The organism is Pseudomonas fluorescens (assembly GCF_004683905.1).
Lineage (GTDB): Bacteria > Pseudomonadota > Gammaproteobacteria > Pseudomonadales > Pseudomonadaceae > Aquipseudomonas > Aquipseudomonas putida_A.
The window spans coordinates 4,990,708-5,004,900 of sequence record NZ_CP038438.1 but is presented as its reverse complement, the minus strand read 5'-3'; the positions used below and the strand labels follow the sequence as shown (position 1 = coordinate 5,004,900).

12 protein-coding genes and 1 other RNA gene are annotated in these 14,193 nt (G+C 61.9%); all 13 read left to right on the top strand.

All coding sequences use genetic code 11. The features are described from left to right. The first annotated feature begins 51 nt into the window (after positions 1 to 51). The 13 genes from rnpB to E4T63_RS22955 all read left to right on the top strand — a co-directional run bounded on the left by rnpB (position 52) and on the right by E4T63_RS22955 (position 14,190). An RNA gene (gene rnpB, locus E4T63_RS23015) (RNase P RNA component class A) lies at positions 52 to 405 on the top strand. A gap of 401 nt (positions 406 to 806) precedes the next feature. Then, positions 807 to 1,262 carry a division/cell wall cluster transcriptional repressor MraZ gene (gene mraZ / locus E4T63_RS23010; protein WP_003228026.1) on the top strand — a complete coding sequence of 152 codons (456 nt, stop codon included), beginning with the start codon at positions 807 to 809 and terminating at the stop codon, positions 1,260 to 1,262. Next, the gene (gene rsmH / locus E4T63_RS23005) at positions 1,259 to 2,206 is read left to right on the top strand and encodes a 16S rRNA (cytosine(1402)-N(4))-methyltransferase RsmH (RefSeq protein WP_027612185.1); all 948 of its coding nucleotides are present in this window, start codon (positions 1,259 to 1,261) and stop codon (positions 2,204 to 2,206) included. Before mraZ ends, rsmH begins: the two co-directional genes overlap by 4 nt. Beyond that, complete coding sequence (ftsL, locus tag E4T63_RS23000; RefSeq protein WP_007961627.1) at positions 2,203 to 2,496, top strand: cell division protein FtsL; 294 nt, start codon at positions 2,203 to 2,205, stop codon at positions 2,494 to 2,496. Before rsmH ends, ftsL begins: the two co-directional genes overlap by 4 nt. Beyond that, the gene (locus tag E4T63_RS22995; protein ID WP_171061849.1) at positions 2,496 to 4,235 is read left to right on the top strand and encodes a peptidoglycan D,D-transpeptidase FtsI family protein; all 1,740 of its coding nucleotides are present in this window, start codon (positions 2,496 to 2,498) and stop codon (positions 4,233 to 4,235) included. Before ftsL ends, E4T63_RS22995 begins: the two co-directional genes overlap by 1 nt. Beyond that, on the top strand, positions 4,235 to 5,698 hold the full coding sequence (locus E4T63_RS22990; RefSeq protein WP_027612183.1) for a UDP-N-acetylmuramoyl-L-alanyl-D-glutamate--2,6-diaminopimelate ligase: 1,464 nt from the start codon (positions 4,235 to 4,237) through the stop codon (positions 5,696 to 5,698). The genes E4T63_RS22995 and E4T63_RS22990 overlap by 1 nt, the downstream gene beginning before the upstream one ends. Beyond that, complete coding sequence (locus E4T63_RS22985) at positions 5,691 to 7,058, top strand: UDP-N-acetylmuramoyl-tripeptide--D-alanyl-D-alanine ligase (RefSeq protein ID WP_135296532.1); 1,368 nt, start codon at positions 5,691 to 5,693, stop codon at positions 7,056 to 7,058. Before E4T63_RS22990 ends, E4T63_RS22985 begins: the two co-directional genes overlap by 8 nt. After that, on the top strand, positions 7,058 to 8,140 hold the full coding sequence (gene mraY / locus E4T63_RS22980; protein WP_025109289.1) for a phospho-N-acetylmuramoyl-pentapeptide-transferase: 1,083 nt from the start codon (positions 7,058 to 7,060) through the stop codon (positions 8,138 to 8,140). The genes E4T63_RS22985 and mraY overlap by 1 nt, the downstream gene beginning before the upstream one ends. 5 nt (positions 8,141 to 8,145) lie before the next feature. Next, entirely contained in the window at positions 8,146 to 9,492 is a 1,347-nt protein-coding gene (gene murD / locus E4T63_RS22975; RefSeq protein ID WP_135296531.1) for a UDP-N-acetylmuramoyl-L-alanine--D-glutamate ligase, read from the top strand. Continuing rightward, positions 9,489 to 10,706 carry a putative lipid II flippase FtsW gene (ftsW, locus tag E4T63_RS22970; protein ID WP_003228018.1) on the top strand — a complete coding sequence of 406 codons (1,218 nt, stop codon included), beginning with the start codon at positions 9,489 to 9,491 and terminating at the stop codon, positions 10,704 to 10,706. Before murD ends, ftsW begins: the two co-directional genes overlap by 4 nt. Further along, positions 10,696 to 11,766, top strand: a complete 1,071-nt coding sequence (murG, locus tag E4T63_RS22965) for an undecaprenyldiphospho-muramoylpentapeptide beta-N-acetylglucosaminyltransferase (protein ID WP_027612180.1) — start codon at positions 10,696 to 10,698, stop codon at positions 11,764 to 11,766. Before ftsW ends, murG begins: the two co-directional genes overlap by 11 nt. Further along, the gene (murC, locus tag E4T63_RS22960) at positions 11,759 to 13,219 is read left to right on the top strand and encodes a UDP-N-acetylmuramate--L-alanine ligase (protein WP_025109285.1); all 1,461 of its coding nucleotides are present in this window, start codon (positions 11,759 to 11,761) and stop codon (positions 13,217 to 13,219) included. Before murG ends, murC begins: the two co-directional genes overlap by 8 nt. Continuing rightward, a complete protein-coding gene (locus E4T63_RS22955; protein WP_027612179.1) occupies positions 13,216 to 14,190 on the top strand; it encodes a D-alanine--D-alanine ligase in 975 nt (324 codons plus the stop codon). The genes murC and E4T63_RS22955 overlap by 4 nt, the downstream gene beginning before the upstream one ends. Positions 14,191 to 14,193 lie beyond the last annotated feature (3 nt).

The window sequence follows — 14,193 nt, the reverse complement described above, 5'->3', positions numbered from 1 at the left end:
CGGCTATTAGCGCTTGTTCTTCGGGCGCTCTGCCGTTAACCTGCGCGGCGGAGAGTCGATCGGACAGTCGCTGCCCTCTATGAAAATTAGGGGGGGGAGGAAAGTCCGGGCTCCATAGGGCGAAGTGCCAGGTAATGCCTGGGAGGCGTGAGCCTACGGAAAGTGCCACAGAAAATAACCGCCTAAGCGCTTCGGCGCCGGTAAGGGTGAAAAGGTGCGGTAAGAGCGCACCGCACGTCTGGCAACAGTTCGTGGCTAGGTAAACCCCACTTGGAGCAAGACCAAATAGGGTCCCAAGGCGTGGCCCGCGCTGGGACCGGGTAGGTTGCTAAAGATGTCCAGTGATGGCCATCGTAGACGAATGACTGTTCAAGACAGAACCCGGCTTACAGATCGACTCTCCACCTTTTTCTTTCCCTGCTTGAATCAATGGCATCAGGGCTGGTTATTATCGGCAGGCCTGCGCTAAAGTCCGGCAGCGGCAAATGCAGTAATAGCCATTTCCCACCTTGCTTCAATCAACAGCAGAAGCGCTTTTGTAATACCGAAAAAATCTTACTCTTAACAAATTACTTTAACTTCCGAGCGCAGCTTTCAGTGCTGCATCAAGTTATTGGTCAAAAGTGTCCGCCAATTTGTCGTTACCCCTCCTTTTAAGCTCCTAAATCTCCGTTCTGTAAGGGTTTTCCTTTGATCCGCGCCTTGACGGTGTGGTGGGCGCATTCCTATAGTGTGCGCAAGTGGCGGAAAGTGGCATGAAGTGGGTTTTTTGAGCTCAAAACGATAAAAATTGGAGAAACGCTGACGTGTTTCGCGGAGCTAACGCTATCAGTCTCGATGCAAAGGGCCGTCTCGCCATGCCGAGCCGGTACCGTGACGAGCTCGTTTCGCGTAGTTCCGGCCAATTGATCGTGACCATTGATGCCGTTGATCCGTGCCTGTGTGTCTACCCGCTCGACGAGTGGGAAATCATTGAAACCAAGTTGCGCGCACTCCCTTCGCTTCGCGAAGAGAACCGTCGCCTGCAGCGTTTATTGATTGGTAATGCCGTCGACCTCGAACTCGACGGCAGTGGTCGTTTTCTGGTTCCACCGCGTCTGCGCGAATACGCCAAGCTTGATAAGAAAGCGATGCTGGTGGGCCAACTGAACAAGTTCCAATTGTGGGACGAGGATGCATGGAACGCGGTGTCTGCCGCTGACCTTGCTGCTATTCAACAACCGGGCGCCATGCCTGACGAACTGCGTGATTTGATCCTGTGACTATTGATAGCGGCTTTAACCACATCACCGTACTGCTTGACGAAGCCGTCGAGGCTCTCGCCGTACGTCCTGATGGCTGCTATCTGGACGGTACGTTCGGGCGCGGCGGGCACAGTCGGCTGATCCTCAGCCAGCTCGGGACGGACGGTCGGCTCATCGGGTTCGACAAAGATCCACAAGCGATTGCCACCGGGCAAACGCTAGCGGCCGAAGACGGCCGCTTTGTCGTTGTGCAGCGCAGCTTTGCCGAGCTGGGTTCGGTGGTTGCCGAGCGAGGTCTGAGCGGCAAGGTCAGCGGTATCCTGCTCGATCTCGGCGTGTCTTCGCCGCAGCTCGACGACGCCGAACGCGGCTTCAGTTTCCTTAACGACGGCCCGCTGGACATGCGCATGGATCCGTCCCGTGGCATCAGCGCCGCCGAGTTCGTCAACACCGCGCCGGTGGAAGAAATCGCCCGGGTGTTCAAGGAATACGGCGAAGAACGTTTCTCCGGGCGCATGGCCCGTGCCGTGGCCGAGCGCCGCGACATCAAGCCGTTCGAGCGCACCGCTGATCTGGCCGAAGTCTTGAAAGTCGCCAACCCAGCGTGGGAGAAGGGCAAGAACCCGGCGACCCGTGCATTCCAGGGTTTGCGCATTCACGTCAACAACGAACTGGGCGATCTGGAAGCCGGCCTCGAAGCCGCACTGGATGCTCTGGAGATCGGTGGCCGTCTGGTGGTCATCAGCTTCCACTCGCTGGAAGACCGCATCGTCAAACTGTTCATGCGCAAGCTGGTGAAAGGCGAAGCCGACAACCTGCCGCGCAACCTGCCCGTGCGCCACGTGGCGTTCGAACCGAAAATCAAAATCCACGGCAAAGCGCAGACGGCCTCCGACGCCGAACTCAAAGCCAACCCACGTTCCCGTAGCGCTGTCATGCGTGTCGCGGAGAAGTTGCGGTGAGCAAGCTTTTCGCCAAGCCCCTGCCGGGCGGCAGCTTTATCATGCTGCTGCTGTTTATCGGCGTGCTCGTGTCGGCCATCGGCGTGTCTTACAGCGCGCACTGGAACCGGCAGTTGCTCAACAATCTTTATAACGAACTCAGCGTGCGCGACAAGGCGCAGGCCGAGTGGGGGCGCCTGATTCTCGAGCAAAGCACCTGGACTGCGCACAGCCGCATCGAAGTGCTGGCCACCGAACAACTGAAAATGCACATCCCTGGCGCGGCTGACGTGAAGATGGTGGCGCCATGATGAAACTCGAAGGGGCACTCTTCCCGTGGCGCTTCCGCCTGATGGTGGCACTGCTCGGCGTGATGGTCGCGGCGATCTGCTGGCGCATCATCGACCTGCAAGTGGTTGACCGTGACTTCCTCAAAGGTCAGGGCGATGCGCGCAGCCTGCGTCACATTCCGATTCCTGCTCACCGTGGTCTGATCACCGACCGTAACGGCGAGCCGTTGGCCGTGAGCACCCCGGTGACGACCCTGTGGGCCAACGCCAAGGAAATGCAGACCGCCAAAGAGAAGTGGCCGGCGCTGGCCGCTGCGCTGGGGCAGGATCCGAAAGCCCTGGCCGAGCGTCTCGAAGCCCAGGCCAACAAAGAATTCATTTATCTGGTGCGCGGGCTGACCCCCGAGCAGGGCCAGGCTGTGCTCGATCTGAAAGTGCCGGGCGTTTACGGCATCGAAGAATTCCGCCGCTTCTATCCGGCCGGTGAAGTTACCGCGCACATGGTCGGCTTTACCGACATTGACGATCACGGGCGTGAAGGCGTCGAGCTGGCCTACGACGAGTGGCTGGCCGGTGTCCCGGGCAAGCGGCAGGTCATCAAGGATCGGCGCGGTCGGCTGATCAAGGATGTCCAGGTCACCAAGAACGCCAAGGCCGGCAAGCCCTTGGCGTTGTCGATTGACCTGCGTCTGCAATACCTGGCCAACCGCGAGCTGCGCAACGCGATCATCGAGAACGGCGCCAAGGCCGGTAGCCTGGTGATCATGGACGTGAAGACCGGCGAGATTCTCGCCATGGTCAACCAGCCCACCTACAACCCGAACAACCGTCGCAACCTGCAGCCGGCGATGATGCGTAACCGCGCGATGATCGACGTGTTCGAACCGGGTTCGACCATGAAAGCGATCTCGATGAGTGCCGCGATCGAAACCGGCCGCTGGAAACCGAGCGACACCGTCGAGGTGTACCCAGGCTCCCTGCAGATCGGCAAGTACACCATCAAGGACGTGTCGAAGACCGAAGGTCCGGTACTCGACCTGACCGGCATTCTGATCAACTCCAGTAACGTCGGCATGAGTAAGGTCGCGTTCGATATTGGTGGCGAAACCATTTTCCGCCTCGCGCAGAAAGTCGGCCTCGGCCAGGACACCGGCCTCGGCTTCCCGGGCGAGCGCGTCGGCAACCTGCCGAACTACCGCGAATGGCGCAAGGCTGAAACCGCGACGCTGTCCTACGGCTACGGTATTTCCGTGACCGCGATCCAGTTGGTGCACGCGTTCTCGGCGCTGGCCAACAACGGTCGTCTCGCACCGCTGACCCTGATCAAAACCGACAAGCCGCCGCAGACCACCCAGGTACTGCCGGAAGCGGTCGCGAAAACCATGCAAGGCATGCTGCAGCAAGTGATTGAAGCACCGCGCGGCGTGTTCCGTGCGCAGGTGCCGGCGTATCACGTGGCCGGCAAGTCGGGTACTGCACGTAAAACGTCGGTGGGCACCAAGGGCTACGCCGAAAACTCGTACCGTTCGTTGTTCGCCGGTTTCGGCCCGATGAGCGATCCGCGTTACGCCATCGTGGTGGTGATCGATGAACCGTCCAAGGCCGGTTACTTCGGTGGTCTGGTGTCGGCACCGGTGTTCAGCCGCGTGATGTCCGGCACCCTGCGTCTGATGAACGTGACCCCGGACAACCTGCCGACCACCCAACAGGCCAACGCTACCCCGGTCGTTCCGCTGAAAGCCAATGGAGGGCGCGGCTGATGTCTCTGAGTCTGAACAAGATATTCCCCCACGCCGGCCACGATCTGCTGATCCGTGAGTTGGCGCTGGACAGCCGCAACGTACGCGCGGGTGACCTGTTCCTCGCCGTGCCGGGCGGCAAGTTCGATGGCCGTGCGCACATCGCCGATGCCTTGCAGCGCGGCGCGGCGGCGGTTGCCTATGAAGTGGAAGGCGCCACCGTGCTGCCGATCACCGAAGTTCCGTTGATTCCGGTCAAAGGCCTGGCGGCGCAGCTGTCCGACATCGCCGGGCGCTTTTATGGTGAGCCAAGCCATCACCTGAACCTGATCGGTGTCACCGGCACTAACGGCAAGACCAGCGTGACCCAACTGGTCGCGCAGGCACTCGACCTGCTCGGTCAGCACTGCGGCATCGTCGGCACGCTGGGCTCCGGCTTCTATGGCGCGCTGGAAAGCGGTCTGCACACCACGCCGAATCCGATTGCCGTGCAAGCAACCTTGGGCGACCTGAAAAAGGCCGGGGCCAAAGCCGTGGCCATGGAAGTCTCGTCACACGGTCTGGACCAGGGCCGCGTTACCGCATTGGCGTTCGACGTCGCGGTGATGACCAACTTGTCCCGCGATCACCTGGATTATCACGGCACCATGGAGGCGTACGCCGAGGCCAAGGCCAAGCTGTTCGCCTGGAATGACCTGAAGTGCCGCGTGGTCAATCTCGACGACGATTTCGGCCGGCAACTGGCCGCCGAAAAACGCGATTCGCGCCTGATCACTTACAGCCTGCTCGACAGCAGCGCCTACCTGTTCTGCCGTGAAGCGCAGTTCGATGACCACGGCGTGCGCGCCACGCTGGTCACGCCGCAGGGCGAACATCATCTGCGCAGCACGCTGCTCGGTCGTTTCAACCTGAGCAACGTACTGGCGGCGGTCGGCGCCTTGCTCGGTCTGGATTACGCCCTCGACGAAATTCTCAAAGTGCTGCCGAAACTCGAAGGCCCGGCCGGACGCATGCAGCGTCTGGGTGGCGGCACTCAGCCGCTGGTGGTGGTCGATTACGCCCACACCCCGGATGCCCTGGAAAAAGTTCTGACTGCATTGCGCCCACACGTCAAAGGCCAGTTGCTGTGCCTGTTCGGCTGTGGCGGTGATCGTGATCGCGGCAAGCGTCCGCTGATGGCCGAAGTGGTCGAGCGTCTGGCTGATCGCGTACTGGTCACCGATGACAACCCGCGCACGGAAGACCCGGCGCAGATTTTCGACGACATCCGCGCCGGTTTCAGCGCTGTGGATAACGTCACCTTCGTCGCCGGCCGTGGTCAGGCGATTGCGCAACTGATCGCTGGCGCTTCGGCGGATGACGTGATCGTGCTGGCCGGTAAAGGTCACGAGGACTATCAGGAAATCAACGGCGAGCGGCACGCTTTCTCCGATCTGGTCGAGGCCGATCACGCCCTCACCGCGTGGGAGGTGGCCCATGCTTAAGGCCCTGACATTGAGCGAACTGACCAACGTGCTCGACGCCCGTCTGATCAGCAGCGATGCCAGTTTCGATGGCGTCAGCATCGACAGCCGTGCGATCACCGCTGGCCAACTGTTTATTGCCCTGACTGGCCCGCGCTTCGATGGTCACGACTATCTGAATGACGTCGCCGGCAAAGGCGCGGTGGCGGCACTGGTCGAGCGCGAAGTCGTCGACAGCACCTTGCCGCAACTGCTGGTCAAGGACACCCGCCAGGCCCTCGGCCAGTTGGGTGCGTTGAACCGTGCCGCATTCACCCAGCCAGTCGCGGCCATCACTGGCTCCAGCGGCAAGACCACGGTCAAGGAAATGCTCGCGAGCATCCTGCGTACCCGCGGTCCGGTGCTGGCGACGCGCGGCAATCTGAACAACGATCTGGGCGCACCGCTGACCCTGCTCGAACTGGCCCCGGAACACACCGCCGCCGTGATCGAACTGGGCGCTTCGCGTCTGGGCGAAATCGCTTACACCGTCGGGCTGACCAAGCCACACGTGGCGATTCTCAACAACGCCGGTACCGCTCACGTTGGCGAGTTCGGCGGGCCGGAAAAAATCGTCGAAGCCAAAGGCGAGATCATCGACGGGCTGGCAGCGGATGGCGTCGCCGTGCTCAACCTCGATGACAAGGCCTTTGGCATCTGGAAGCTCCGCGCCGGCGCACGCAAGGTGCTGACCTTCTCCCTGAACAATCCTCAGGCAGATTTCTACGCCAGCGACCTGAGCACTGATGCCCGGGGCTGCCCGGCCTTCAACCTGCATACACCTGAAGGTGTGGAGCACGTTCAGCTGAACCTGCTCGGCACCCATAACGTCGCCAACGCCATGGCTGCCGCCGCTGCCGCTCACGCCCTGGGCGTGTCGCTGTTCGGCATTGCCACCGGGCTTGGCGCGGTACAACCGGTCAAGGGTCGCACCGTCGCGCAACTGGCGAAGAACGGCATGCGCGTGATCGATGACACTTACAACGCAAACCCCACCTCCATGTGCGCGGCCGTTGATATACTCGCCGGCTTTTCCGGCCGCACCGTCCTGGTGCTCGGAGATATCGGCGAGTTGGGCGACTGGGCGGAGCAGGGGCACCGCGACGTGGGCGAATATGCCCGGGGCAAGGTTTCCGCGCTTTACGCGGTCGGGCCGAACATGGTCCACGCCGTGAACGCATTCGGTAAAGAGGCGCATCACTTCGGCACGCAAGCCGAACTGATCCAGGCCCTCGACGCCGAGCAGGACACAAACACCACCATTTTGATCAAGGGTTCGCGCAGTGCAGCGATGGAAAACATCGTTGCGGCTCTGTGCGGGTCCAGTCTGGAGAAACATTAATGCTGCTGCTGCTAGCGGAGTATCTGCAACAGTTCTACAAAGGCTTCGCGGTCTTCCAGTACCTGACCCTGCGCGGGATACTCGGTGTGCTGACCGCGCTGGTTTTGTCGCTGTGCTATGGCCCGTGGATGATCCGCACCCTGCAGAACCGTCAGATCGGCCAGTCCGTTCGCAATGACGGCCCGCAATCGCACCTGTCCAAGTCGGGTACGCCGACCATGGGCGGCGCGTTGATTCTGTCTTCCATCGGTGTCAGCACCCTGTTGTGGGCTGACCTGAGCAACCGCTACGTGTGGGTCGTTCTGCTGGTGACTCTGCTGTTCGGCGCCATCGGCTGGGTCGACGACTACCGCAAAGTGATCGAGAAGAACTCCCGTGGCTTGCCAAGCCGCTGGAAATATTTCTGGCAGTCGGTGTTCGGTCTGGGCGCGGCGATCTTCCTTTATATGACCGCCACCACGCCGGTGGAAACCACGCTGATCCTGCCGATGCTCAAGGACTACAGCATTCCGCTGGGCGCCGGTTTCATCGTGCTGACCTACTTCGTGATCGTCGGTTCGAGCAACGCGGTCAACCTGACCGACGGCCTCGACGGTCTGGCGATCATGCCAACCGTGATGGTCGGCGGCGGTCTGGGGATCTTCTGCTACCTGTCGGGTAACGTGAAATTCGCCGAATACCTGCTGATTCCTTACGTGCCGGGCGCGGGCGAACTGATCGTGTTCTGCGGCGCGCTGATCGGTGCCGGTCTGGGCTTCCTCTGGTTCAACACTTACCCGGCGCAAGTGTTCATGGGCGACGTCGGTGCTCTGGCACTGGGCGCGGCACTGGGCACCATCGCAGTGATCGTCCGTCAGGAAATCGTCCTGTTCATCATGGGCGGCGTGTTCGTGATGGAAACCCTGTCGGTGGTTATCCAGGTTGCCTCTTTCAAGCTGACCGGGCGCCGTGTGTTCCGCATGGCACCGATTCACCACCACTTTGAACTCAAGGGCTGGCCCGAGCCACGCGTGATCGTCCGTTTCTGGATCATCACCGTGATTCTCGTGCTGATCGGCCTTGCCACCCTGAAGCTGAGGTAGAACGAGTGTCTCTGATCGCTTCTGACCACTTCCGCATCGTTGTCGGCCTCGGCAAGAGCGGCATGTCCCTGGTTCGCTTCCTGGCGAACCGGGGCGTGTCGTTTGCCGTCGCCGATACGCGGGACAATCCACCGGAACTGGCCACGCTCAAGCGTGACTATCCGCACGTGGAAGTGCGTTGTGGCGAGCTGGACGTCGAATTCCTGTGCCGTGCCGACGAGCTCTACGTGAGCCCCGGCCTGGCGCTGGCGACCCCGGCCCTGCAAGCCGCTGCCGCCCGTGGCGTGAAAATGGCCGGCGACATCGAGCTGTTCGCGCGTAACGCGCGGGCGCCGATCGTGGCCATCACCGGTTCCAACGCGAAAAGCACCGTCACCACCCTGGTCGGCGAGATGGCGGCTGCGGCCGGCAAACGCGTCGCGGTCGGCGGCAACCTCGGTACGCCAGCACTGGAATTGCTCAGCGATGACGTCGAGCTGTACGTGATGGAGCTGTCGAGCTTCCAGCTGGAAACCACCGACCAGCTCAACGCTGAAGTGGCCACCGTGCTCAACATCAGTGAAGACCACATGGACCGCTACAGCGGCCTGCCGGCGTATCACCTGGCCAAGCACCGGATCTTCCGTGGTGCGAAGCAGTTCGTGGTCAACCGTCAGGATGCACTCAGTCGTCCGCTGATCGGCGAAGGCCAGCCTTGCTGGACCTTCGGCCTGAACAAACCGGATTTCAAGGCCTTCGGCCTGCGCGAAGAAGACGGCGAGAAATACCTGGCCTTCGAATTCCAGAACCTGATGCCGGTGCGCGAACTGAAAGTGCGCGGCGCGCATAACCAGGCGAACGCCCTCGCGGCGCTGGCGCTCGGCCACGCGGTCGGCTTGCCGTTCGACGCCATGCTTGATGCCCTGCGTAACTTCACCGGCCTCGAACACCGCTGCCAGTGGCTGCGTGATCTCGACGGCGTCGGTTACTACAACGATTCCAAAGCCACCAACGTCGGCGCCGCTCTGGCTGCCATCGAAGGCCTGGGTGCGGATATCGACGGCAAGGTCGTGCTGATCGCCGGTGGCGACGGCAAGGGTGCCGAGTTCAAGGATCTGCGTGATCCAGTGGCGGCCAACTGCCGCGCCGTGATCCTGATGGGCCGCGACTCCGACAAGATCGGCGAGGCCATCGGTGACGCCGTGCCACTGATTCGCGCGACCTCGCTGGTCGACGCCGTTGCGCAGTGCCGCGCAGTCGCCCAGCCGGGTGACGTAGTGCTGCTGTCGCCGGCCTGCGCCAGTTTCGACATGTTCAAGAATTACGAAGACCGTGGTCACCAGTTCGTCCGCGCCGTGGAGGATCTGGCATGAGCCTGCGCAATATCATCAAGCCATACCCGTCGCCGATCATCACCGGGCGTGGCATCGACCTCGACTTCCCGATGCTCGCCGGTTGCCTGGCGCTGCTGGGCCTGGGTCTGATCATGATTGCCTCGGCCTCCACCGAAGTGGCGGCGGCGCAGTCGGGCAGCGCGCTGTATTACATGATTCGCCACCTGATCTACGTGGCGCTAGGCCTCGGCGCGTGCATCATCACCATGATGATTCCGATTGCCACCTGGCAGCGTCTGGGCTGGATGATGCTGATCGGCGCATTCGGTCTGCTGGTAATGGTTATCGTCCCGGGGATCGGCCGTGAAGTGAACGGGTCGATGCGCTGGATCGGTTTCAGCTTCTTCAACGTTCAGCCGTCCGAGATCGCCAAGGTGTTTGTGGTGATCTACCTCGCCGGTTATCTGGTGCGTCGGCAGAAAGAAGTGCGCGAGAGCTGGATGGGCTTCTTCAAGCCGTTCATCGTGCTGCTGCCGATGGCGGGTCTGTTGCTGATGGAGCCGGACTTCGGTGCCACCGTGGTAATGATGGGGGCTGCTGCGGCGATGCTGTTCCTTGGCGGGGTCGGGCTGTTCCGCTTCTCGCTGATGGTGGTGCTGGCAGTCGGGGCCGTGGTCTTGCTGATTCAGATGCAGCCTTACCGGATGGCGCGTTTGACCAACTTCGCCGACCCGTGGGCCGACCAGTTCGGCGCGGGTTATCAGTTGTCGCAGGCGTTGATTGCCTTCGGTCGCGGTGAGTGGCTGGGCGTCGGCCTGGGCAACAGCGTACAAAAACAGTTCTACCTGCCTGAAGCGCACACCGACTTCGTGTTCTCGGTGCTGGCCGAAGAGCTGGGCGCCGTCGGTTCGCTGTGCACCGTCGCGCTGTTCGTCTTCGTGTGTATTCGCGGTATGTACATCGGTCTGTGGGCGGAGAAGGCCAAGCAGTTCTTCGCCGCTTATGTGGCTTACGGTCTGTCGTTCCTGTGGATTGGCCAGTTCCTGATCAACATCGGCGTGAACGTCGGCCTGCTGCCGACCAAGGGTCTGACCCTGCCGTTCCTCAGTTACGGCGGCAGCTCCCTGGTGATCTGCTGCGCCTGCCTCGGCTTGTTGCTGAGGATCGAGTGGGAGAGTCGGACCCACCTGGGCAGTGAAGAGATGGAGTTCCATGAGAGCGACTTCGCCGAGGAGCCGAACCATGGGCGCTAACGTATTGATCATGGCCGGCGGCACCGGCGGCCACGTGTTCCCGGCGCTGTCCTGTGCCCGTGAATTCCAGGCGCGCGGCTACACCGTGCACTGGCTCGGCACGCCACGCGGAATCGAAAACGAACTGGTGCCGGCTGCAGGTCTGGAACTGCACCGCATCAATGCCACCGGGTTGCGTGGCAAGGGCAAGCTGTCGCTGCTCAAGGCACCGTTCATGTTGCTCAAGTCGGTGTGGCAGGCGCGGGCGGTGATTCGCAAGTTGCGTCCAGTCTGCGTGGTCGGCTTCGGTGGTTATGTGACCGGGCCTGGCGGGATTGCCGCGAAACTGGCCGGTGTGCCGGTGATCGTTCACGAGCAGAACGCCGTGGCCGGCACCGCCAATCGGTTGCTGGTGCCGTTCGCCGCCCGGGTGTGTGAAGCCTTCCCCGACACCTTTACTCTGTCGGACACCCGCCGTACCACCGGAAACCCGGTGCGCAGCGAGCTGTTCCTCGAAACATCGCGACCGGCTCTGGCCGGGCGCAAAGCGCGTTTGCTGATCCTCGGCGGAAGCCTGGGCGCAGAACCGTTGAACAAGTTGCTGCCTGAAGCCCTGGCGCAAGTCCCTGCCGATTTGCGTCCGGAAGTGTTTCATCAGGCCGGCAAAAACCACGATGAAGTGACTGCAGAGCGCTACCGCGCCGCCGGCGTGGATGCGCAGGTGCAGCCCTTTATCAAAGACATGGCCCAGGCCTATGGCTGGGCTGACCTGGTGGTGTGCCGCGCTGGCGCGCTGACCATCAGTGAGCTGGCTGCCGTTGGTCTGCCCTCGATGCTGGTGCCTTTGCCCCACGCGATCGACGATCACCAGACCCGCAACGCCGATTATTTGGCCCGTGAAGGCGCTGCCTTCGTGATGCCGCAAAGAACGACTGGTGCCGCGGACCTTGCCGCGCGCCTGACAGAGGTCTTGATGCAACCGCAACGACTCGAAGAAATGGCCCAAGCGGCCCGCCGTCTGGCCAAACCCGATGCCACCCGTAGCGTGGTCGATACCTGCCTGGAGGTGGCCCATGGTTGAGAATCAGAAAGCCATGCCACAACCGGAAATGCGCCGCATCCGTCGCATCCACTTCGTCGGTATCGGCGGCGTGGGCATGTGCGGCATCGCTGAAGTGTTGCTGAACCTGGGCTATGAAGTGTCCGGTTCCGACCTGAAGGCTTCGCCGGTGACCGAGCGTCTGGAATCGTTCGGCGCGCACATCTATATCGGCCACCGTGCCGAGAACGCTGCCACCGCCGACGTACTGGTGGTCTCCAGCGCCGTCAACACCTCCAACCCGGAAGTGGCGACCGCTCTTGAGCGCCGCATCCCGGTGGTACCGCGTGCCGAGATGCTCGCCGAGCTGATGCGCTATCGCCACGGCATCGCCGTCGCCGGCACCCACGGCAAAACCACCACCACCAGCCTGATCGCTTCGGTGTTCGCCGCCGGAGGCCTGGACCCGACTTTCGTTATCGGTGGCCGTCTGAATGCCGCGGGCACCAATGCCCAGCTCGGCACCAGCCGCTACCTGATCGCCGAAGCCGATGAAAGCGATGCGAGCTTCCTGCACTTGCAACCGCTGGTGGCCGTGGTCACCAACATCGACGCCGACCACATGGCGACCTACGACGGTGACTTCAACAAACTGAAGAAAACCTTCGTCGAGTTCCTGCACAACCTGCCGTTCTACGGTTTGGCGGTGATGTGCCTGGACGATCCGGTGGTGCGTGAAATCCTGCCGCTGGTCAAGCGTCCGACCGTGACCTACGGCTTCAGCGAAGACGCCGACGTGCGTGCCATCAATGTGCGTCAGCAGGGCATGCAGACCTTCTTCACCGTGCTGCGCCCGGATCGCGAGCCGCTGGACGTGTCCGTGAACATGCCAGGCAACCACAACGTGCTCAACTCGCTGGCGACCATCTGCATCGCCAGCGACGAAGGGGTCAGCGACGAAGCCATCGTCCAGGGCCTTTCCGGGTTCCAGGGCGTTGGCCGACGCTTCCAGGTCTATGGCGAACTGCCGGTGGACGGCGGCAACGTGATGCTGGTCGACGACTACGGTCACCACCCGACCGAAGTCGCGGCCGTGATCAAAGCCGTGCGCGGTGGCTGGCCGGAGCGCCGTCTGGTGATGGTCTACCAGCCGCACCGTTACAGCCGCACCCGTGACCTGTACGACGATTTTGTCAATGTACTGGCCGATGCCAACGTGCTGCTGCTGATGGAAGTCTATCCGGCCGGCGAAGAGCCGATCCCGGGCGCGGACAGCCGCAAGCTGTGCAACAGCATCCGTCAGCGTGGTCAGCTCGACCCGATCTACATCGAGCGCGGTGTCGACCTCGCGCCGCTGGTCAAGCCGCTGCTGCGTGCCGGCGACATCCTGCTGTGCCAGGGTGCCGGGGATATCGGCGGTCTCGCGCCGAAGCTGTTGAAAAGTGAATTGTTCGCCGGCGCCGTGGCGGCGTCGGTCGAGGGGAAGTTGAAATGACTGCTGCCTACGCCAACCTGTTCTCCACCATCGCGCCGAAAGATTTCGGCCGTGTCGCCGTGCTGTTCGGTGGCATGAGTGCTGAGCGTGAGGTTTCGCTGAAATCCGGTAACGCCGTGCTCGACGCGCTGCAAAGCGCGGGCGTGGACGCGTTCGGGATCGACGTCGGCGAGGATTTTCTGCAGCGTCTGCTGAATGAAAAGATCGACCGCGCGTTCATCATTCTCCACGGTCGTGGCGGTGAAGACGGCTCGATGCAGGGCCTGCTCGAATGCGCCGGTATTCCGTACACCGGCAGCGGCATCCTCGCTTCGGCACTGGCGATGGACAAACTGCGCACCAAGCAGGTCTGGCACAGCCTCGGGATTCCGACGCCGCGTCACGCTGTGCTGTGCAGCGAAGCCGATTGTATTTCCGCGGCGACGGAACTGGGCTTCCCTTTGATCGTCAAACCGGCGCATGAAGGTTCAAGTATCGGGATGGCCAAAGTGAGTTCTGCGTCCGAGTTGATCGACGCATGGAAAGCGGCCAGTACCTACGATTCGCAAGTCTTGGTTGAACAATGGATTCAAGGTCCGGAGTTCACCATCGCCACCCTGCGTGACCAGGTGTTGCCTCCTATCGCCCTGGGTACACCGCACACGTTCTACGACTACGACGCCAAGTACATCGCCAACGATACCCAGTACCGCATTCCGTGCGGGCTGGATGCCGCCAAGGAGCAGGAACTCATGGATCTCACGGCCAAGGCCTGTGAGGCGCTGGGTATTGCCGGTTGGGGCAGGGCGGACGTGATGCAGGACGCCGACGGACAGTTCTGGTTCCTGGAAGTGAACACCGCACCGGGCATGACCGATCACAGTCTGGTGCCGATGGCGGCCCGTGCTGCCGGTCTGGACTTCCAGCAACTGGTTCTGGCCATTCTGGCCGCCAGTGTTGAAGGCTCCGGTAACACAGAGGCGCGAGGTTAAGAC